This window comes from Streptomyces sp. NPDC043746 (assembly GCF_056436485.1).
Window position 1 is genome coordinate 1 of the sequence record NZ_JBWKCM010000045.1, and the last position, 21,153, is coordinate 21,153.

General features: G+C 73.5%; 13 protein-coding genes. 4 read left to right on the plus strand and 9 right to left on the minus strand.

Features of this window, described 5'->3' with window-relative positions:
* Positions 1-210: 210 nt before the first annotated feature.
* The 4 genes from AC0682_RS29895 to AC0682_RS29910 form a co-directional block, all read right to left on the minus strand.
* Positions 211-570: a hypothetical protein gene (locus AC0682_RS29895; protein ID WP_254811727.1), complete on the minus strand. Its 360-nt coding sequence runs from the start codon at positions 568-570 to the stop codon at positions 211-213.
* Complete coding sequence (locus tag AC0682_RS29900) at positions 567-935, minus strand: WhiB family transcriptional regulator (RefSeq protein WP_015611216.1); 369 nt, start codon at positions 933-935, stop codon at positions 567-569. Before AC0682_RS29900 ends, AC0682_RS29895 begins: the two co-directional genes overlap by 4 nt.
* A 164-nt stretch (positions 936-1,099) precedes the next feature.
* A complete protein-coding gene (locus AC0682_RS29905) occupies positions 1,100-1,426 on the minus strand; it encodes a hypothetical protein (protein ID WP_254811728.1) in 327 nt (108 codons plus the stop codon).
* A gap of 166 nt (positions 1,427-1,592) precedes the next feature.
* Positions 1,593-3,833, minus strand: coding sequence for an ATP-dependent DNA helicase UvrD2 (locus tag AC0682_RS29910; RefSeq protein WP_478536295.1), 2,241 nt, complete (start codon positions 3,831-3,833; stop codon positions 1,593-1,595).
* A gap of 245 nt (positions 3,834-4,078) precedes the next feature.
* On the opposite strand from AC0682_RS29910, the gene AC0682_RS29915 reads away from it, so the two are divergent.
* Positions 4,079-4,333, plus strand: a complete 255-nt coding sequence (locus AC0682_RS29915) for a glutaredoxin domain-containing protein (protein ID WP_254811730.1) — start codon at positions 4,079-4,081, stop codon at positions 4,331-4,333.
* A gap of 81 nt (positions 4,334-4,414) precedes the next feature.
* On the opposite strand, the gene nudC is transcribed toward AC0682_RS29915, so the two are convergent.
* From nudC to AC0682_RS29940, 5 genes are all read right to left on the minus strand, one after another.
* Entirely contained in the window at positions 4,415-5,371 is a 957-nt protein-coding gene (gene nudC / locus AC0682_RS29920; protein WP_254811731.1) for an NAD(+) diphosphatase, read from the minus strand.
* A 65-nt stretch (positions 5,372-5,436) separates the two neighbouring features.
* Positions 5,437-6,831: a dipeptidase gene (locus tag AC0682_RS29925; RefSeq protein WP_478536297.1), complete on the minus strand. Its 1,395-nt coding sequence runs from the start codon at positions 6,829-6,831 to the stop codon at positions 5,437-5,439.
* Positions 6,832-6,841: 10 nt separating this feature from the next.
* Entirely contained in the window at positions 6,842-10,330 is a 3,489-nt protein-coding gene (locus tag AC0682_RS29930) for an ATP-dependent DNA helicase (RefSeq protein WP_478536298.1), read from the minus strand.
* A gap of 53 nt (positions 10,331-10,383) precedes the next feature.
* Positions 10,384-13,836, minus strand: a complete 3,453-nt coding sequence (locus tag AC0682_RS29935; RefSeq protein ID WP_478536300.1) for an ATP-dependent helicase — start codon at positions 13,834-13,836, stop codon at positions 10,384-10,386.
* Positions 13,837-14,083: 247 nt separating this feature from the next.
* A complete protein-coding gene (locus tag AC0682_RS29940; protein ID WP_478536302.1) occupies positions 14,084-14,479 on the minus strand; it encodes an MGMT family protein in 396 nt (131 codons plus the stop codon).
* 221 nt (positions 14,480-14,700) lie between these two features.
* Here AC0682_RS29940 and AC0682_RS29945 point away from each other — a divergent pair, with 221 nt between their 5' ends.
* The 3 genes from AC0682_RS29945 to AC0682_RS29955 all read left to right on the plus strand — a co-directional run bounded on the left by AC0682_RS29945 (position 14,701) and on the right by AC0682_RS29955 (position 21,079).
* Positions 14,701-17,577, plus strand: a complete 2,877-nt coding sequence (locus tag AC0682_RS29945) for a lysylphosphatidylglycerol synthase domain-containing protein (protein ID WP_478536303.1) — start codon at positions 14,701-14,703, stop codon at positions 17,575-17,577.
* 163 nt (positions 17,578-17,740) lie between these two features.
* Positions 17,741-19,339, plus strand: a complete 1,599-nt coding sequence (locus AC0682_RS29950; protein WP_478536304.1) for an alpha/beta hydrolase — start codon at positions 17,741-17,743, stop codon at positions 19,337-19,339.
* A gap of 147 nt (positions 19,340-19,486) precedes the next feature.
* Entirely contained in the window at positions 19,487-21,079 is a 1,593-nt protein-coding gene (locus AC0682_RS29955) for an alpha/beta hydrolase (RefSeq protein ID WP_478536305.1), read from the plus strand.
* Positions 21,080-21,153 lie beyond the last annotated feature (74 nt).

Consider the following 21,153-nt stretch of genomic DNA (forward strand, 5'->3'; position numbering starts at 1 on the left):
GGCTCCACCTTCACCCTCCGGCTGCCCGAATCGGGCACCGCGAGGGAGCGCACCACCGGCGGACTCCTTGTCGTCAACGATGCCGACGGCGTCAGGTCCTCACCCGGCAGAGCGGTTGCCGGGTGAGGAGCCGGGTGCTCCGGTGGGAAGCGCCGACGCTCCGGTGAGGAGCGATCGTGCTCCGGCCGGGGAGCGGAGAGGTGGGGCCTCTCAGTGCATGACGGCCATGGCCAGCGCGCGGCGGGCGCGCAGCGAGGCGCGCTCCGCTCGGCGCTGCATCCTGCGGGCGGCGGCGAGACGTACCGCCTGGCGGTCCACCTCGGCCTCCCGCAGGCGGTCGTGCATATGAGCACGAGCCAGGGCTTCTGGGATGAGTTGCATCTCGCGGGTCCTGTTCTGACGCGAGTCGTTCGCGCCGGTGATGGTGACGTCAGGGGTTGCGGAACCGACGGGCTCCTGCGTGGGGGTGATCATTGGTGCCTGATTCCGGGGGTCATGAGTCTGGGGACGGTCGATGGTTCCGAGGCGCGGCCACCGCGTGGGGGCGGGGGCGCAGCGGTCGGCGGTCACGCTGCGACCGGGTTCTTGCGCGGACGGCCACGCGGCCGCTTGCGGGCCACGACGACACCCTGGACGAAGAGCTCGCCACCCCAGACGCCCCACGGCTCGCGCCGCTCCTTGGCACCGGCGAGGCAGGCCTCGACCAGCGGGCAGGTACGGCAGAGCGACTTGGCGTACTCGACGTCGGCCGGGGACTCGGCGAAGAAGACCTCCGGGTCGTACGAGCGGCAGGGGACGGGTACGCCGAGGTTCTCGATGGCGTCGTCGAGCGCGGTGAGCGCGGTGAGGGGGAGCAAGGTGGAGTCCTCCGTGGAGCCGGGCGGGGAGATCGAGTCGGACTGCGGTACTGACGGGGCGTGCGCTTCGAGTTGCACGGTGGGTGGTGTCCTCGTCTGGTCGTGCCGGCCTGTTGGCCGGTTGGCGGCTGGTACTGCTGGCCCGAGGCGCCTTCGGTCCGTCTCGTCCGTTCGGACAAAACAAAAGGGCCGCGGATCCCGAGTGGGGTTCCGCGGCCCTGAGGCGCCGGCCTGATGCTGGATCAGGCTGGATCGCTCCAGGGTTCAGGCCCACGGAAGGCCCACATCGTGTGGTGCTGCGTCTGCTTCTTGGCTCCGGCACCGGCTGCCGCAAAGGCATAGGCCTGAGCCTGTGCGTCCTTCGCTACTGCTGCCGCCGGTGCCTCGATCGGTCGCTCATTGCGCTCCCGGACCACGGGGAGGCTCGCGAAGGACAGCGGGCTGACGGCGGAGACGCCGGACAGACCGGTGGCGCAGAGCGAGACGACCGAGGAACGGGTGAGGCCGAGCGAGCAGGCGGAGACGACCGAAAGACCGGTCATTTTCTGGGTTCCGATGATGCTGATCACTTCAATCGCCTCCTCTCGGCGTCTAGGGGGACCGGCCGGAGCCGGTCGCGCGTATTCGGATAAGTACAGCACGGATTCAGGGCTTCAGAGAAGTCGCTGTTCCCGTGGTTAAGAACCTATGGTGACGACTGGTGCGGGCGCAAACTATTTTCTGGACGAGTTTCCCTCAGCTCTCACCGGCGCCCTCCTCGGGCTCCCCGCCGACCGTCTCACCTGCACAGATGGCCAGAACATCGGCTCCGAAACGGGTCAGCTTCCGGTTCCCCACACCGGCGATGACGACCAGCTCCCCCTCGGTGGACGGCACGGCCTCGGCGATGGCCATCAGGGTCTTCTCGGTGAAGACGCAGTAGTCGGGCTGGCTCAGCCGGGCCGCCTGGCTCGCCCGCCAGTCGAGCAGTCGGCCGTAGAGCGCCTCGTCCATGTCGGAGGGGCACTCCTCGCACCGCATCAGCTTCATCTCGCCCGCATCGGTGAGGGTGCGGCCGCAGACCCGGCATCGCACGGGATGCCGGGGCCTGCGCTCGACGACGTCGGTCCGGCGCTCGGCCGTCCCGGCGGAGCGGCCGGTCCCCCGGTCGATCCCGCCGCCGCCTCCGGGCCCGACGCCTCCGGCCCCGCTCCGGGCCCCGAGCCCCGTGGAGCCCGGCCGCAGCCCGTCGAGGAACCGAGTGGGCCTGCGGCTCGCCCGGCCGCCGGGGGAACGCGCCAGGGACCAGGAGAGCGAGAGGTGGAGGCGGGCACGGGTGACGCCGACGTAGAGCAGGCGCCGCTCCTCCTCGACCTGCTCCTCCGTCTTGGCGTAGGCGATCGGCATCATGCCCTCGGTCAGGCCGACCAGGAACACCGCGTCCCACTCCAGCCCTTTCGCCGCGTGCAGCGAGGCCAGCGTGACGCCCTGGACCGTCGGGGCGTGCTGGGCGGCGGCCCGCTCGTCCAGCTCGCGCACCAGGTCGGTCAGGGTCGCCCCCGGCCGGGCCGTCTCGAAGTCCTCCGCGAGCCGCACCAGCGCGGCGAGCGACTCCCAGCGGTCGCGCACGGCCCCCGATCCGGCGGGCGGTCGGGTGGTCCACCCCTTGGTGGAGAGCACCGCCCGCACCTGGGCGGCCAGATCCTCCGCCCCGTCGAGCAGGGAGTCGTTGCGCCCGGCCCGCGCCGCGCCCCGCAGGGCGGTGCCCGCCTCCCGTACCTCCGCGCGCTCGAAGAACCGCTCGGCCCCGCGCAGCTGGTAGGGCACGCCCACGTCCGCCAGGGCCTGTTCGTAGACCTCGGACTGGGAGTTGACCCGGTAGAGCACGGCGATCTCCCCGGCCGGGACGCCCGCCGCGATCAGGTCGCGGACGCGCCGGGCGGTCGCCTCGGCCTCATGCGGCTCGTCGGGGTACTCCGTGTAGACCGGCTCGGGGCCCTTGTCGCGCTGCGAGACCAGCTCCAGCCGGTGGTCGGCGGCCCTGCCCCGGGCCTGGCTCAGGAGCCCGTTGGCCAGGTGGACGACCTGGGGGGTGGAGCGGTAGTCCCGGACCAGCTTGACGACCGTCGCCCCGGGGTGGCGGGTGCGGAAGTTCAGCAGGTGGTCCGGGGTGGCGCCGGTGAACGAGTAGATCGTCTGGCTGGCGTCCCCGACCACGCAGAGGTTGTCCCGGTCCCCCACCCACAGGTCGAGCAGCCGCTGCTGGAGCGGGCTCACGTCCTGGTACTCGTCGACGACGAAGTGCTGGTACTGGCCGCGCACGTGGTCCGCGATGTCGTGCCGGTCCTGGAGGATGCCGACGGTGAGCAGCAGCACGTCCTCGAAGTCGATCACCGAGCGGTCCCGCTTGAGCTGCTCGTACGTGGAGTAGATCTGGGAGAGCACCGCCGGGTCCCGGGGGGCGTCCCGCTGGGCCTTGGCGACGGCGGCCGGATAGTCGGCGGGGACGGTCTGGGTGACCTTGGCCCACTCGATCTCACCGGTGACGTCCCGCAGCTCGTTGCGGTCGAGCCGCAGCTCGCAGCGGGCGGCGGCCTCGGCGACCAGCTGCACCTTCCGCTCCAGCAGCCGGGGAAGCTCACCACCGACTGCTTTCGGCCAGAAATACTGGAGCTGCCGGAGCGCCGCCGAGTGGAAGGTCCGCGCCTGGACGCCGGTCGCGCCGAGCTGCCGGAGCCGTCCGCGCATCTCCCCCGCGGCCCGGTTGGTGAACGTGACGGCGAGGACCGTGGCGGGCTGGAGGATGCCCGCGCGCACCCCGTACGCGATGCGGTGGGTGATCGCGCGGGTCTTGCCCGTACCCGCTCCGGCCAGCACGCATACCGGTCCGTGCAGGGCGAGAGCCACCTCGCGCTGCTCGGGGTCGAGCCCGTCGAGCACGGCGTCCGGGGTCTCGGGAACCTGCGGGAAGAGGGTGGAGTGCGTTGCTGCTGTCACCCCGCCATGCTGCCAGGTCCGCTGGGGCGGATGCGGCGGTCGTCCACAGGCGTGAGGTATTCGTCGTACTGATGCCGGCGGCTGCCCCCGGCCGGATGCCGACCCTGCCCCGGGGCGGTGACGGGAATGGTCGCCGTCCCCCGTACGTTCCATCCGGTGCGGGAAGGCGGCCCCGGCCGTCGAGACCGCGTGTGACGCGCTGCGGCTGTGCAGCGGGACGGACGAGACAAGGGAGCGCCAGCGACATGGCGGGCACTGTGACGATGTACAGCACCACTTGGTGCGGCTACTGCCGTCGGCTGAAGAGCCAGATGGACCGCGAGGGCATCGCGTACAACGAGGTCAACATCGAGCACGACTCGGAGTCGGCGGCGTTCGTCGAGAAGGCCAATGGCGGAAACCAGACGGTTCCGACGCTGCTGATCGTCTCCCCCGCCGGCACCGAGTCGGTCATGACGAACCCGTCGCTGGCCCAGGTGAAGCAGGCTCTGGTCGCCTGAGCCCCGCGCACGCCGCGTCCGACCAGCGCCACTGCCCCGGCATCCCAGCGGATGCCGGGGCAGTGGTGTGTGTGCCGTCGTTCAGTTCGTGCGGTTCAGGCTGCCCGGCCTCGGCAGCGGCTTGCCGTACCACAGCTCGATCAGCCGGGCGGCGATCGAGATGCCGAACGGGGGCATGACCTCGCCGGACTCGAAGGCGGCGGTGAGATCCTCGCGGGAGAACCAGCGGGCCTCCTCGATCTCCTCGCCGTCCACATCGATCTCGGAGGAGGTCGCCCGGGCCATGAAGCCCAGCATCAGGCTGGAGGGGAAGGGCCACGGCTGGCTGGCGACGTACTCGACCTCGTCGACGGTGACGCCCGCCTCCTCGTAGACCTCGCGGATCACGGACTGCTCGATCGACTCCCCCGGCTCGACGAACCCGGCGAGCGTGGAGAAGCGGCCCTCGGGCCAGTGCACCTGGCGGCCCAGCAGCGCCCGGTCCTGGTCGTCGGTGACGAGCATGATGACGGCCGGGTCGGTGCGCGGGTAGTGCTCGGCGCCGCAGGCCTGGCAGCGGCGGATGTGCCCGGCTGCGGCGATGACCGTGCGCTCGCCGCAGCGGGAGCAGAAGCGGTGCAGGCGCTGCCAGTTCTCCAGGGCGACCGCGTGCACCATCAGCGCCGCGTCCCGGGGACCGAGCAGCAGCCCCGCCTCACGCAGTCCGGCCGGGCGGGCCGACTGGTCCATCCGGCCCGGCAGCGCGTCCTTCTGGAGCGCGAAATAGCTGACCCCGGCCTCGTCGGTGCCGAGGAAGTAGCGGTGGGTCTCGGTGACCGGGGCCTCGAAGGCCGGGGTCATCACGATCTCGGTGCCGCCCTCGGGGGTGTCGTCGATCAGCACCTGCCCGCCGGAGACGACGAAGACGCGGGTCGTCGGGTGACTCCACGCCGCAGCCAACCACGCCTCGTCCAGGCGGTGGTGCGCCGCGCGGTCGATGCCGCTGGGCGCGGTGAGGCCGATCGGGCGGTCTGCGGTGGTGTTGTCGAAGGTGCTCACAGGTGCTTCCTACTCCCCCTGGGTGGATCGGGTGTGCACAGGTTCGTGGAGGGTGTGCGGAGGGTTCAGCCGAGTGCCGTGGACAGCTCGTCCCACAGGTACGCGGTCGTCTCCACACCCTTGAGCAGCAGGTCCAGCTCGACCTTCTCGTTGGGCGCGTGCCAGCCGTCGGAGGGTACGGAGATGCCGAGGAAGAGCACGGGGGCGCCGAGCACGTCCCTGAGGTCGGCGGCCGGGCCCGAGCCCCCCTCGCGGGTGAAGAGGATCTTCTTGCCGAAGGCCCGGCCCATCGAGCGGGCCACGGCCTGGAGGGCGGGGTGGTCCAGCGGGGTCAGGCAGGGGCGGGTGGCGGGCTGGAAGGCGATCCGGTGGCGGAGGCCGGTCGGGACGCGCGACTCGGCCCAGGCCCGGACGGCCTGCTGTACACGGTCGGGGTCCTGGCCGTCGACCAGCCGGAAGCTGATCTTCACCAAGGCGGAGGAGGGGATGATCGTCTTGCTGCCGGCGCCCTGGTAGCCGCCGCCGATGCCGTTGACCTCGGCGGTCGGGCGGGCCCAGACGCGCTCCAGCGTGGAGTACCCGGCCTCGCCGGAGGCCGCCCGCGACTTCGCCGTGCGGAGCCAGGTCGCCTCGTCGAAGGGCAGTTCCGCGAAGAGGGCCCGCTCGGTGTCGGTGAGGTCGGTGACGCCTTCGTAGAAGCCGGGGATCGCGACGCGGCCGTCGGCGTCGTGGAGGGCGGCGACGAGGCGGGCGATCTCGGTGGCCGGATTGGGGACGGCTCCCCCGAACGATCCGGAGTGGATGTCCTGGGCGGGGCCGTACAGCTCGATCTCGCACTCCGCGAGGCCGCGCATACCGGTGCAGACGGTCGGCGTCTCCTCGTCCCACATGCCGGTGTCGGAGACGATCACGGCGTCGGCGGCGAGGCGGTCCGCCTGCTGTTCGGCCAGGGCCCGGAAGTGCGGGGAGCCCGACTCCTCCTCGCCCTCGATCAGCAGCTTGAGGTTCACGGCCGGGGTGGTGCGGCCGGTGGCGGCGAGGTGGGCGCGGACGCCGAGGGTGTGGAAGAACACCTGCCCCTTGTCGTCGGCCGCGCCGCGTCCGTACATCCGGCCGTCGCGGACCACCGGCTCGAACGGATCGGTGTCCCAGCCGTCCTCGCGGGCGGCGGGCTGCACGTCGTGGTGGCCGTAGACCAGGACGGTGGGGGCTCCGGGGTCCTCGCTGGGCCACTGGGCGAAGACGGCGGGGGCACCGGGGGTCTCCCAGATCTCGGTGACCGGAAAACCGGTCTCCTTGAGCTTGGCGGTCAGCCACTCGGCGCTGCGCCGTACGTCCCCGTCGTGCTCCGGCTGCGCGGAGACGGACGGGATGCGCAGCCACTCGGCGAGGTCGTCGAGGAAGGCCGCGCGGTGCTGTTCGGTGTACGTACGGACGGCGCTGTCCGGGGTCTGGCTCATGCTCTTGAGCCTATCCGCCCCCGGAGCCCGGCTCGTCCAGCAGGATCCGCTCCAGCTCGGCCCGGCCGGGCAGCCCCTGCGGGTGGACGGTCTCCCCACTGCGTACGTAGAGGAAGGTCGCGGTGACCGCGTCGAGCGGCAGATCGTGCAGCTCTGCCCAGGCGAGCCGGTAGACGGCGAGCTGGAGGGGGTCGGCGGTGCGGTGGCGGGTGGTCTTCCAGTCGACGATCTCGTATCGGTCACCCGTGCGGTAGACCGCGTCGATACGGCCCCGGATCACGCGACCGGCCAGGGTGATCTGGAACGGGGTCTCCACCCGGTACGGCGTGCGCCGGGCGTACGCCGTGCGCTCGAACGCCTCCTTCAGCTCGGCCAGGTCCCGCTCGTCCGCGATCTCGGCGTCGCTCTCGTCGCCCCCGGGCAGCTCGTCGGGGCCGAGCATGGGCAGCGGCAGCTCCTCGTACCGGGACTCCACCCAGGCGTGGAACCGGGTGCCCCGGCGGGCGGCGGGCTGCGGCGGTCGGGGCATGGGCCGGGCCAGCTCCTTGGCGAACGCGTCGGGGTCCTCGGCCAGGTGTAGCAGCTGGGTGGCGGAGAGCGAGGCGGGGACGAGGACGTCGTGCACGGTGGCGCGGGCGCGGCGCAGCTCACCGGCGAGCGCGTCGAGATCCCGGTCCCAGGAGGCGAGGGTCCGGGCCTCCTCGGGGGTGAGCCGGTCCGGCGGTTCTTCCTGCGGGTGACGGGCGGCGGGGATGTGCGGGTGCGGAGGCGTGTGCGGGGGTGCCTCAGGTGCCGGTGCCGACTCCCGTACGGGCTCCGAGGCCGGTGCCGGGACGGGTTCCGCGGGGCGCTCGGTGGGGAGCGCGTCCCAGTCCCACTCCTCGTCGGCCGGTGCCTCGTCGCGAGGCGGCTCGTCGTCCCACGGCTCGTACGCCGGCACGTCCTCGGGGTCGGGGGCGTACGCCGGTGGCTGTTCGGGCCCGTGGACGGCCAGGCGCTCCAGGTGGGCCAGGACCGTGTCGCGGGCGGCGCGGCGGCGGGCGAGGGCCGTGGGGTCGAGCGGGAGCGGCCAGGCGCGGTCGGTGTCGGGGGCCGCGAGGGCCGGGTTCTCCTCGTCCCCGGCGGGCTCGTCCGCCCACACCTCGATCTCGCCGTGGCCCGCCGCGCAGTGCTCGTACAGCGCCTCCAGGAAGGCGGACGGGCCGCGTGTCCTCTTCTGGGACGGGCCCCACCAATGGCCGGAGCCGAGAAGGAGGGAGCGGGGGCGGGTGAAGGTGACATACCCCAGGCGCAGCTCCTCCGTGTGCTGGTGCGCCTTCATCTCCTCCTTGAACGCCTTCATCCCTCTGGCGTCGAACGTGCCCAGGTCCGGGAGCGTCGCCGCGTCGCCGCGCAGGGCGTGCGGGAGCACCTTGGCCTGGGCGGTCCAGGCGTCCCGGGACTGGCCGCTGGGGAACTGGCCGGTGACCAGTCCGGGCACGGCGACCACGTCCCACTCCAGACCCTTGGACTTGTGGGCGGTGAGGACCTTGACGGTGTTCTCGCCCCCGGGCAGCGCGTTGTCGAGCCCCTTCTCGTACTGCGCGGCGGTCCGCAGGAAGCCGAGGAAGGCGAGCAGCGACGCCTCGCCGTCCAGGGCGGCGAACCGGGCCGCTGTGTCCAGGAAGTTGGCCAGGGTCTCGCGGCGGCGGGCGGCCAGCGCCTGCGGGGAGGCGGACAGCTCGACCTCCAGGCCGGTGGTGGCGAGGACCCGGTGCAGGACGTCCATGAGCGGATCCGCCAGCGAACGGCGCAGGTCGCGCAGCTCCCGGGCGAGCCGGGCGAAGCGCACCCGGGCCTCCGCCGAGAACGGCAGCCCGTCGTCCTTGGCGTCCCCCGCGATCAGGAAGGTGTCCAGGGCGTCCGCGAGCGATATCACCTCGGCCGGGTCCGTGCCCTCGACGGCCTCCGCGAGGCGCCGGTCCGGGTCGGCGTCCTCCCCCTGGGCGGCCCGGTGGACGAGCAGGCGGGCGCGGCGGCCCAGGAGGGCGAGGTCGCGGGGGCCGATGCGCCAGCGCGGACCGGTGAGGAGGCGGACCAGCGAGGCGTTGGCGCCCGGGTCCTGGAGGACCTCGCAGACCGCGACCAGGTCGGCCACCTCGGGCAGGTGCAGCAGCCCGGCCAGGCCGACCACCTCGACCGGGACGTCCCGGGCGACCAGGGCCGCCTGGATCGCGGGGAAGTCTCCGGCGGTCCGGCACAGGACCGCGATCTCGCCGGGCGGCGTGCCGGTGCGCACGAGATGGGCGAGGGAGTCCGCCAGCCAGTCGATCTCCTCGGTGTGGGTGTTCAGCAGGGCGCACCGGACCACGCCGTCGCGCTCCGCACCCGGGGCGGGGCGCAGCGCCTCCACGCCCTCGTGCATCGCGCGCAGGGGCTCCGCGAGGCCGTTGGCGAGCTGGAGGAGGCGGCCGCCGCTGCGCCGGTTCTCGCTGAGGCTGTAGCGGGTGGCGGGGGTGCCGTCGGCGTGCGGGAAGTGCTCGGGGAAGTCGTCCAGGTTGGCGACGGAGGCGCCGCGCCAGCCGTAGATGGCCTGGCAGGGGTCGCCGACGGCGGTCACCGCGTGGCCGGTCGCACCCGCCCCCGGACGGCTGCCGAACAGCCCCGAGAGCAGCAGCCGCTGGGCCACCGAGGTGTCCTGGTACTCGTCGAGGAGCACCACCCGGAACTCGTCCCGCAGGATCGCCCCCACCTCGGGGCGGGTCAGGGCCAGCTCGGCGGAGAGGGCGATCTGGTCACCGAAGTCGATGAGGTCCCGGCTCCGCTTGGCGGTGCGGTAGCGCTCGGTGAGGGCGAGGAGGGAGCGGCGGGCCTCGGCGGTCTCGGGGATCCTGCGCAGGTCGGCGTTGCTGAGCCTGGCGGTGGCCAGCTCGTGCACCAGCTCGGTGTCGTACGTCTCCAGCCGCTCCGGTCGTACGAGATGTTCGGACAGCTCCCCGTCGAGCGCCAGGAGGTCGCTGACCAGGGTGGGGAAGGAGCGGGTGAGCGCCGGATACGGGCCCGGGGCCTCGCGCAGCACCTTCGCCGCCAGCTGGTAGCGGGTGGCGTCGGCCAGGAGACGGGTGGAGGGCTCCAGGCCGATGCGCAGGCCGTGCTCGGTGAGGAGGCGGCCGGCGAACGCGTGGTACGTGGAGATGGTGGGCTCGCCAGGCGGATTGTCCGGGTCGATGACCTCGGGGTCGGTGACCCGGGCGGCGACCAGCGCCTTGCGGACGCGCTCGGCCAGCTCGCCCGCCGCCTTGTTGGTGAAGGTGAGGCCGAGGACCTGCTCGGGCGCGACCTGACCGGTGCCGACCAGCCAGACCACACGGGCGGCCATCACCGTGGTCTTGCCCGACCCGGCTCCGGCCACGATCACCTGCGGGGCGGGCGGCGCGGTGATGCAGGCCGTCTGCTCCGGGGTGAAGGGGATCCCGAGAAGCTCCTTGAGCTGCTCGGGATCGGTGATGCGTGAGGACACCCGGACAACGGTAACCGGGACCTCTGACAACCCCGTACGAACGGGATGCGGCCCTACTCCACCACCTGCCGCCCCTCCGGCTGCGCGCTGCACGAGGCGCGGAAGGCGCAGTGGGCGCAGTGGGTGCCGGTGGTGGGCGTGAACCGTTCGTCCAGGACCTTCCCGGCTGCCGTGGCGAGCAGGTCCGACACCCACTCGCCGCTGGGCGGTTCCTGTGTCTGGACCTTGGGGAAGGCCTCGCCGCCCTCCTTCTTGGGGGCGGGCTGGCGGAGCTGGACCAGTTCGGCGCCGCCCGGTTCGGGGCGGCGGCCGTCGAAGACCTCGTCGACCGCGCCCTCGCGGACGGCGAGCTGGTAGACGGCGAGCTGGGGGTGGGCGGCGACCTCGTCCTTGGTGGGGGCGCCCTTGCCCGTCTTGAAGTCGACGACGTACGCGCGTCCTTCGGTGTCCTCCTCCACCCGGTCCATGGAGCCCCGGATGCGGACGGTGTACGCACCCGCCTCCAGGGTCACGTCGAAGCCGTGCTCGCTGGCGGCGGGGGTGCGGCCGGCCCGGTCCAGGACGTGCCAGTGGAGGAAGCGCTCCAGGGCGGCGCGGGCCTGCTCCTTCTCCTGCTCGGACTTCCAGGGGGCGTCGAAGGCGAGGCCGTTCCAGACGGAGTCCAGGCGCTCCATGAGGACGTCGAGGTCGGCGGGCGTACGGCTGGAGGCGACCTCGTCGGCCAGTACGTGGACGACGTTGCCGAATCCCTGGGCGGCGGAGGCCGGGGCGTCGGCCTTCACCTCGCGGCCCAGGAACCACTGGAGGGCGCAGGTGCCGGCGAGCTGTTCCAGGGCCGAAGGAGAAAGGGAGACGGGCTGGTCGCGGTCGCGCAGGGGGACGGTGGAGCGGGTCGGCTCGTCCAGTCCCCACCAGCGGGAGGGGTGGGCGGCGGGCACGAGCGGCTGGCCCTCGTCGTCGGTGAGCGCGGCGAGCCGAGCGAGGCGGTGGGCGGCGGCGTCGCGCAGGGCGTCGGAGGCCTCCGGGTCGACGGTGGTGGCCCGCAGCTCCGCGACGAGCGCGGCGACGGCGAGGGGGCGGCGCGGGCGGCCGGTGACGTCGCGGGGTTCGACGCCCAGCTCGGCCAGGAAGCGGGAGGGCTGGTCGCCGTCGTCGGCGGGGGCCTTCACGGCGGTGACGACCAGGCGCTCGCGGGCGCGGGTGGCGGCGACGTAGAAGAGGCGGCGCTCCTCGGCGAGGAGGGCGCCGGGCGTGAGGGGTTCGGCCAGCCCGTCGCGGCCGATCCGGTCCGCCTCCAGGAGGGAGCCCCGGCGGCGCAGGTCGGGCCAGAGCCCCTCCTGGACCCCGGCGACGACGACGAGCCGCCACTGAAGGCCCTTGGAGCGGTGGGCGGTCATCAGGCGTACGGCGTCGGGGCGGACGGCCCGCCGGGAGAGGGTGTCGGCGGCGATGTCCTGGGCGTCGACCTCCTCCAGGAAGTTGAGGGCCCCGCGCCCCCCGGTGCGCTCCTCGGCGCGCGCTGCCGTCTCGAAGAGGGCGCACACCGCGTCCAGGTCGCGGTCGGCGTTACGGCCGCCCGCCCCGCCGCGCAGCGCCGCCCGCTCCAGCCGGCCCGGCCAGGGTGTGCCGTTCCACAGGGCCCACAGGGCCTCCTCGGCGGTGCCGCCGCCTTCGAGGTGCTCGCGGGCCTTGCGCAGGAGCGCGCCGAGCCGTTGCGCACCGTGGGCGTACGCCGGATCGTGGGTGACCAGGCGCTCCGGCTCTGCCAGGGCGCGGGCCAGCAGCTCGTCGGAGGGGGCGGGCACCGTGACCCCGGCGGCGCGCTGCTCGTCGCGCAGGGCCCGGCCGAGGCGGCGGAGGTCGGCGGCGTCCATGGAGCCGAGAGGGGAGGTGAGGAGGGTGAGGGCGGTCCCGGTGTCGAGCCAGGGGGGTGCTCCGGCCGTGCCCTCCTCCTCGTCGGCCCGGTCCGGGTGCAGCGCCGCCGTGGCCACCGCCCGCAGGGCCGTCAGCAGCGGGGCGACGGCCGGCTCGTGGCGGAGGGGGAGGTCGTCGCCGTCGACCTCCAGGGGGACGCCGGCGGAGGTGAGGGCACGGCGGACGGCGGGCAGTGAGCGGCCCCCGGCCCGTACGAGCACGGCCATCTCGCGCCACGGGACCCCGTCCTCCAGGTGGGCGCGGCGCAGCAGGTCCGCGATGTTGTCCAGCTCGGTGGAGGCGGTCGGGTAGGTGTACGTCTCCACCCGGCCGCCCTCCCGGACGGCGTGCAGGTCGCGGTGGGCCCGGACGGTGTCGGCGGGGAGCCGGGTGAGCGGCATCCGGCGGGTGAGCAGCCGGGTGGCCGCGAGCAGTTCGGAGCCGGAGCGCCGGGAGGTGGTGAGGACGCAGACGGGGGCGGGGTTGCCGTCGGCACGGCGGAAGGTGTCGGGGAATTCGAGGATGCCGTTCACATCGGCGCCCCGGAAGGTGTAGATCGACTGGTCCGGGTCGCCGAAGGCCACCAGCGTACGGCCGCCTCCCGTCTCGCGGCCTCGGCCGCCGTCGCCGCCCCCCGCGCCTCGCCCTTGATCCCCTGCCCCGGCGTGCGCCCCGCCTGCCCGGCTCGCGGCTCCGGCGTGCGCCCCGCGCCCGCGCTTCTGCCTGCCGCCCAGCCGGTTCCCCGCCAGGGCGTGCAGCAGGCGCACCTGCGCCGGGTCGGTGTCCTGGTACTCGTCGACGTACACCGCGTCGTACGCCTCCGCCAGCCGCGCGGAGACCTCCGGGCGCTCCGCGAGCAGCACCGCGCGGTGGACCAGCTCCGCGTAGTCCAGGACGCCCTGGGCGTCGAGCACGTCCAGGTACTCGGCGAGGAACTGGGCCGCCGCACTCCAGTCCGGGCGCCCCGTGCGGCGGGCGAAGGCGGCGAGCGCGTCCGGGGCGAGCCCGAGTTCGCGGCTGCGGGCGAGGACGGCACGCACCTCGTCCGCGAAGCCCCGGGTGGTCAGGCAGGCACGCAGTTCGTCGGGCCAGCGGACGTGGGCGAGCCCCTCCTTCTCCAGGTCGAGCTGGCCCGCGAGGAGGTCGCGGACGGTGACGTCCTGCTCGGGGCCGGAGAGCAGTCGCAGCGGGTCCGCGAAGAGGTCGGCGTCCTGGTGGGCGCGGACCAGGGCATAGCAGTACGAATGGAAGGTGGTGGCCTGCGGTCCGCGCGCCGCGCCGAGCCGGGCCGCCATCCGGTCGCGCAGTTCGACGGCGGCCTTGCGGCTGAAGGTGAGGACGAGGATGCGGGCGGGGTCGGCGCCCCGGTTCACCCGGGCCGTCACGGACTCCACGAGGGTGGTGGTCTTGCCGGTGCCGGGTCCCGCGAGGACGAGCAGCGGTCCTTCGGCGTGATCAACCACGGCGCGCTGGCCTGCGTCCAGGAGAGGAGGCTCCACCGAGCCCGGCGGGGTGCGCACCAGGCGGTACGCGCCCGTGGTCCGCGGCCGTGGTTCACGGTGCGGACTGTGCCGGGTGGTGGAGGAGCTCACGTGGATCGCCGGTCCTGGTGGGTCTACGGGGTCGTACGGGCCGTACGGGTCATAGGTCGTACGGGCCGGGACAGGTCATGAGGCGTGGAGGACGAGGAGAGGGGTGCGCGCGGTGCGCGGTGACGACGCTACGCCAGGGGCGGCGCGGGAGGCAGCGGGTTCCCCGCGTCCCTCGTCACGCCCGCGCCCGCGTCCCGCCGGGCGCGGGCCGGGAAAGGGGCTCCCGAACAGGCTCCGGCGCACGCCCTCAGATGTGACTTTCCTCGCCCCCGGGGGCCCGGGCGCCGTCCCAGCGCGCCCGGCGCATGTCCAGCCGGGGCAGGTGCCCGTCCGCCCGGCGCGGGGCCTCGCGCAGCGGGGTCCCCTCCGCGCGGTAGTGGCCCAGCGCCCGCAGCTCGTGGCCCGGGAGCAGCGCCCCGTCCGCCCGCACCACGCGCCACCAGGGCACGGCGGAGCCGTACAGCGCCATGACCCGGCCCACCTGCCGGGGGCCGCCGTCGCCCAGCCACTCCGCGACATCGCCGTACGTCATGACCCGGCCCGACGGGATCAGGTCGGCGACGTCGAGGACCCGTTCCGCGTACTCCGGCAGCTCGGCCGGCTGCTCCCCGCCGCCCGTCCCGTCCGTCTCGTCCTTGCTCATCCGACCCATCCTGCCGTACGCCACCGACAGCCCGGCCGGGACCGTACCGGTAGGTGCACCGAGCGTGCGCGCAGGTGCAAAGGGGCGTATGTTGCGCATCCCGCGCCCGTGCGACGCACCCTGATGCCTCCCTCCGTCTCCGGGCCGTGCCACCATCATCCGGGCGGTGACCGGTGATACGAGACAACGAAGACGAGCCAGAGGCGACGAAGGAGCAGGGCGTGCAGCCACCGAAGGCGGCGGACGCCTCCGATGCCGGAGAGCGCCCGCCGAGCGCGCCGGAGCCCACCGGACCGCACCTGGAGAAGCCCGCCCCGGCCCCCGCCGACGCGGTCCGGGGCATCGCTCCCGTACCCGCGGCCGACACCCCCGCGACGCCTGCGGCCGACACCCCCACCGCAGCCACCGTCTCCACCAGCGGCCATCTGACCGGCTCCACGCTCGCCTCCGCCGAGGCCGCCCTGACCGACCGGGTCTCCGGGGACGAGCCGCTGCTCCCCGCCCGGGTGCACCGCCCCTCCGACCTCATGCGGCTGCTCATCGGCATCGCCGCGATCGGCGTGCTGTTCGCCATCGCCGCGTTCGCCCAGGGCACCACCACCGGTCTTGAGGACGACATCTCCAAGGGCACCGAACAGGCGCCCGATCTGCTGATCAAGCTGGCCGGTCTGGTCTCCAGCATCGCCGTGCTGCTCGTGCCGGTGGCCTTCGCCATCGAGCGGCTGATCAAACGGGACGGGCTGCGCATCGCCGACGGTGTGCTGGCCGCCGTGCTCGCCCACGGGGTGACCCTCGCCACCGACCTCTGGGTCTCGCGGTCCGCGCCCGGCACCATCCAGGAAGCCCTGACCCAGCCGCAGCCGGGCGCCGGACTGACCGATCCGGTACACGGCTATCTCGCCCCGGTGATCGCGTACATGACCGCCGTCGGGATGGCGAGACGGCCGCGCTGGCGGGTCGTGCTCTGGGCGGTGCTGCTGCTCGACGCCTTCGCGATGCTCGTCGGCGGGTACACCACCCCGTTCTCGATCATCCTGACGGTCCTGATCGGCTGGACGGTGGCGTACGGCACGCTGTACGCGGTCGGCTCCCCCAACGTCCGCCCCACCGGCCAGCACCTGATGGCGGGATTGCGGCACGTCGGCTTCCGCCCGGTCGCCGCGATGCGCACCGAGGACGCCCCGGACAAGGACGGCACCGACCAGAACGACCGGGGACGGCGCTACCTGGTCACCCTGGAGGACGGACCGCCGCTGGACGTGACGGTCGTCGACCGGGAGCAGCAGGCCCAGGGGTTCTTCTACCGGGCCTGGCGCCGGCTGACCCTGCGCGGGATCACCCAGCGCCGCTCGATCCAGTCGCTGCGGCAGGCGCTGGAGCAGGAGGCACTGCTCGCGTACGCGGCGATCGCCGCCGGGGCGAACGCGCCCAAGCTGATCGCCACCTCCGAGCTGGGCCCGGACGCGGTGATGCTCGTCTACGAGCACATCGGCGGCCGGTCGCTGGACCAGATGGAGGACGAGGAGATCACCGACGAGCTGGTGCGCGGCGCCTGGCGCCAGGTGAAGGCGCTCCAGTCGCGCCGGATCGCGCACCGCAGGCTGACGGGTGACGCCCTGCTGGTGGATCGTTCCGGCAGAGCGTTCGTCACGGACCTGCGCGGTGGCGAGATCGCCGCCGGTGACCTGGTGCTGCGGATGGACGTGGCACAACTGCTGACCACTCTGGGGCTGCGGGTGGGGGCCGAGCGTTCGGTCTCCGGGGCGCTGGCCGTCCTCGGCCCGGACGCCGTCGCGGACTGCCTGCCGCTGCTCCAGCCGATCGCACTGAGCCGCTCCACCCGGGCGACCCTGCGCCGACTGGCGCGGGAGCGGTCGCAGCAGGAGCGCGACGCGGTGCTGGAGGCCTCACGGACGGCCAAGGAGGCGCGGGCCCAGGAAGGGTCGGCGGGAGCGGCGGCCACGGAGGCGGGGTCGGACGAAGCCGGACGGAAGAGCGGGCACAAGGCCGAGCGCAAGTCGCTCCGGACCGAGAAGCAGGCCGAGAAACGGGCTGTGGACGATGCGCTGGAGGAGGCCCGGGAGGGGGACCTGCTCGCCCAGATCCGCCGCCAGGTGCTCCTGATCCGCCCGCAGGCGCCGGTCGAGCCGGTCCGCCTGGAGCGGATCAAACCGCGCACGCTCTTCAGCTTCATCGCCGGGGCCATCGCCGCGTACTTCCTGATCTCCCAGGTCACCCAGGCCAACTTCGGGGTGCTGGTGGAGGAGGCGGAGTGGGGCTGGGTGGCCGCCGCGCTCGGCTTCTCGGCGCTCAGCTACATCGCGGCGGCCATGAGCCTGCTGGGGTTCGTTCCGGAGCGGGTGTCGTTCCGGAAGACCGTGCAGGCTCAGGTGGCCGGTTCGTTCGTGAAGATCGTCGCCCCGGCCGCCGTGGGTGGTGTGGCGCTGAACACCCGCTTCCTGCAACGCGCCGGAGTGCGCCCCGGTCTGGCCGTGGCGAGCGTCGGGGCCTCGCAGCTCTTCGGGCTCGGCTGCCACATCCTGCTGCTGGCCCTCTTCGGCTATCTCACGGGAACGGAGAGGACCCCGGACTCGCTGACCCCCTCCCGTACGGTGATCGCCGGCCTGCTGACGGTCGCGGTGCTGGTGCTGGTGGTGACGGCCATTCCGTTCCTGCGGAAGTTCGTGGTCACACGGGTGCGCTCGCTCTTCGCCGGGGTCGTGCCGCGCATGCTGGACGTGGTGCAGCGGCCGCAGAAGCTCATCACCGGGATCGGCGGGATGCTGCTGCTGACCGGTGTGTTCGTGCTCTGTCTGGACGCGTCGATCCGGGCGTTCAGCGGCCCGGACGTCACCCAGCTGAGTTACGCGAGCATCGCCGTGGTCTTCCTCGCGGGCAACGCGCTCGGCTCGGCGGCGCCCACGCCCGGCGGGATGGGCGCGGTCGAGGGCGCCCTGACGCTGGGCCTGATCGCGGTCGGGCTGCCGATGGAGGTCGCGGCGCCGGCGGTGCTGCTGTACCGCGTGATGACGCTGTGGCTGCCGGTGCTGCCGGGGTGGATCTGCTTCAACCAGCTGACCCGGAAGGGCGAGCTGTAGGGGCCGGAGCCTCCCGCTCCCCGGGGGCCCGGGAGCCTCCCGCAACCCACGGCACACCCGTCCCGTGCCCCGGCGGGCGCAGCATCCCCGCAGCCGAGGGGCGCACCACCCGCATGGACCGCGCCCCGCGCGCGCTCCGGCGCCCCGCCGCACGATGGAGCCCATGAGGACTTCCCCCGCTCTGCGTGCCGCCGCCCTCGCCGCCACCACCGCCGTGCTGCTCCCGCTGGCCGGCTGTTCGGACGGCGACGGAGGAGGGGAGGGCCGCTCGACCCCCACCGGGGCCTCGACCGCCTCCCCCACCGCCACCTCCGAGGAGCTGGCGACGCAGAAGCTGGAGTGGGCGCCCTGCCCGGCGCCGAACGTCGCGCAGGGAGGTGGTGAGTCGCCCTCGCCGCTGCCCGGCGGCACGGTCTGGGAGTGCTCGTTCATGGACGTACCGCTGGACTACGCGGAGCCGGACGGCCGGACCATCGAGCTGGCGCTGGTCCGGGGGAAGGCCAGGGACCAGAAGCGGCGGATCGGGTCGCTCCTGTTCAACTTCGGCGGACCCGGCGCCTCCGGGGTGGCGACACTGCCGGCCCTGGGCGCGGACTACGACCGGCTGCGCGCCCGCTACGACCTGGTGAGCTTCGACCCGCGCGGGGTGGGGCGCAGCGCGGGCGTGGAGTGCGCGGACGACGCCCAGCTGGACGCCCTCTACCAGGAGGACGCCACACCGGACGACGCGGCGGAGGAGAAGGAGTTCGTCCAGGGCCAGAAGGACTTCATCGGCACCTGCAAGGAGAACTCGGGCGCCGAACTCCCCTACGTGGGGACGACGAACGCCGCCCGCGACATGGACCTGATGCGTACGGTCCTCGGTGACGACAAGCTGCACTACTTCGGCATCTCCTACGGCACCGAGCTGGGCGGGGTCTACGCCCACCTCTACCCGGACAAGGTCGGCCGGGCGGTCTTCGACGCGGTCGTCGACCCGACCAAGGACGCCGAGCAGTCCTCGCTCGGCCAGGCCCAGGGGTTCCAGCTCGCCCTCGACAACTTCACCAGGAACTGCGCGGACCGCGGCGACGCGTGCGCCCTGCCCGGCGCCACCGGCCAGGAGGTCCAGGAGTGGATCGCCGGCCTCCTGGCCCAGTTGGAGAAGGAGCCGATCGACGGGCTCGGAGACCGGCCGCTCACCCAGACGCTCGCCACCACCGGTATCGCCTCCGCGCTCTACTCCAAGGAGACCTGGCCGCTGCTGGAACAGGGGCTGGACGAGGCCGAGGGCGGAAACGGCGCCCTGCTGCTCGCACTGGCCGACTCGATGAACGGCCGCTCCGAGGACGGCCGCTACGACAACTCCAACGCCGCCAACATCGCGATCAACTGCGCCGACGGCAGGCAGCGCTTCACCCTGGAGCAGACGAAGGCGGCCCTGCCGGCCTTCCGCGAGGCGTCCCCGGTCTTCGGGGAGTATCTGGGCTGGGGGCTCATGAGCTGCACCGGCTGGCCGGTCGCGGGCGCCTGGGAGACCCCGGACGTCAGCGCCCCCGGCTCCGCTCCGATCCTCGTCATCGGCAACACCGGCGACCCGGCCACCCCCTATGCGGGCGCCAAGGCGATGGTGGAGCAGCTCGGTACGGGCGTGGGCGTCGAGCTGACGTACAAGGGCGAGGGCCACGGCGCGTACAACAGCAAGAACGCGTGCGTGCAGCGGGCCGTGGACGGCTACCTCCTGAACGGTACGGTGCCGAAGTCCGGCACGGTCTGCGAGTGACGGCCTCCCGTCTCCCCCGCTCCGACTCCAACGACCGGCCCTCCCTGTCCCCGACGCGCTGTCAGAGGTGCCGACTAGCATGACGGGACAGAGCACACGCCCGTCGCGTCACCACCGGCTGCGGGCCTCGGGGAGGGGAGCCGGACCATGCGTGACCGTCGGAGGGGCCGCCGGAGAGCTGTTCGGGCCGGGGCGGCCCTGCTGGCCGCGGGGCTGCTCGCCGGGTGCGGTCTGCTGGGTACGGAGCCGGAGCCGGACGCGACCACGGACGGCCGCCCCCGTGCCACCTCCGCCTCCCCCTCCCCTGAGCCGAAGGACACGCCCAAGTCCCCGGCCCTGCCCGCCTCCCTCACCTCCCAGCGCCCGGACTGGAAGCGCTGCGCGGCCCCGCCGGGCGGCAGGGCGCCCGGTTCCGACTGGCGCTGCACGAGCGTGGAGGTGCCGCTGGACTACAGGAAGCCGTCCGGGGAGACCATCGCCATCGCGCTGATCCGCAAGGAGGCCCGCGACAAGGACCGGCGGATCGGCTCGCTGCTGTTCAACTTCGGCGGCCCCGGCGGATCGGGTGTCGACATACTGCCGCGCGCGGCCGGTTCGTACGGCAAGCTCAACTCCCGCTACGACCTGGTGGGGTTCGATCCGCGCGGGGTCGCGGCCAGCTCCGGGGTGCGCTGCCGCACCGACGAGGAGCAGGAGCGGGCCTTCCGCACGGTGGACCTGACCCCGGACACGGCGGCCGAGGAGGCGGCGTTCGTCAAGGACGGCGCGGACTTCGGCGCGGGGTGCGAGCGCCGCTCGGGCACGGTGCTGCCCCATGTCGGCACGTCCAACGCCGCCCGCGACCTGGATCTGATCCGCCAGGTCCTCGGTGACGACAAGCTGTCGTATCTCGGCTTCTCGTACGGTACGGAGCTGGGCGGGACGTACGCGCACCTCTTCCCGCACCACGTGGGGCGCGTCGTCCTGGACGCGGTGATCGACCCGACCGCCGACGGCATAGGGCACGCCCGCAACCAGGCGACGGGGTTCCAGCGGGCCCTGGAGAACTACCTCAAGGACCGCGGCCAGGACCCGAAGGCGGGCTCGGAGCGGATCGCCCGGCTGCTGGCCCGGCTCGACGAGAAGCCGCTGCCGACCTCGTCGGGCCGTGAGCTGACCGAGTCCCTCGCCATCACGGGCATCGTCACGCCGCTCTACTCGCAGCACAACTGGCCCGAGCTGACGGCTGCCCTGGACGAGGCGGAGAACAAGGGCACGGGCGACGGTCTGCTCCGCCTCGCCGACTCGTACAACGGGCGCGACGGGAACGGGCGTTACGACACCCAGGCGCACTCCCAGCGGGCGATCTCCTGCGCCGACTCCAAGGCCCGTCCCACGGTGGACGGGGCCCGCGCGCTGCTGCCCGAATTCCGCGGGCTCTCCCCGGTGTTCGGGCCGTTCCTGGCCTGGGACACGGCGGGCTGGTGCGCCCAGTGGCCGGTCGACGGGGAGCGTGACACACCGGAGGCCAGTGCGCCGGGGGCCGCCCCGATCCTGGTCATCGGCACGACCGGCGACCCGGCCACGCCGTACGAGGGGGCGCGGCGGATGGCGGACGAGCTGGGCAAGGGCGTCGGCATCATGGTCACCAACAAGGGCGAGGGGCACGGGGCGTACGGCGAGAGCCCGTGCGTGACCTCGACCGTGGACACGTACTTCCTGGACGGGAAGGTTCCGGACGACGGCCTGACCTGCGGGTGACAGGCCGGGGCCGGTCCGCCTGGGCCCGTCGCCCGGCCCACGGCGAAGGGGCCGGTCCACACCAGGTGGACCGG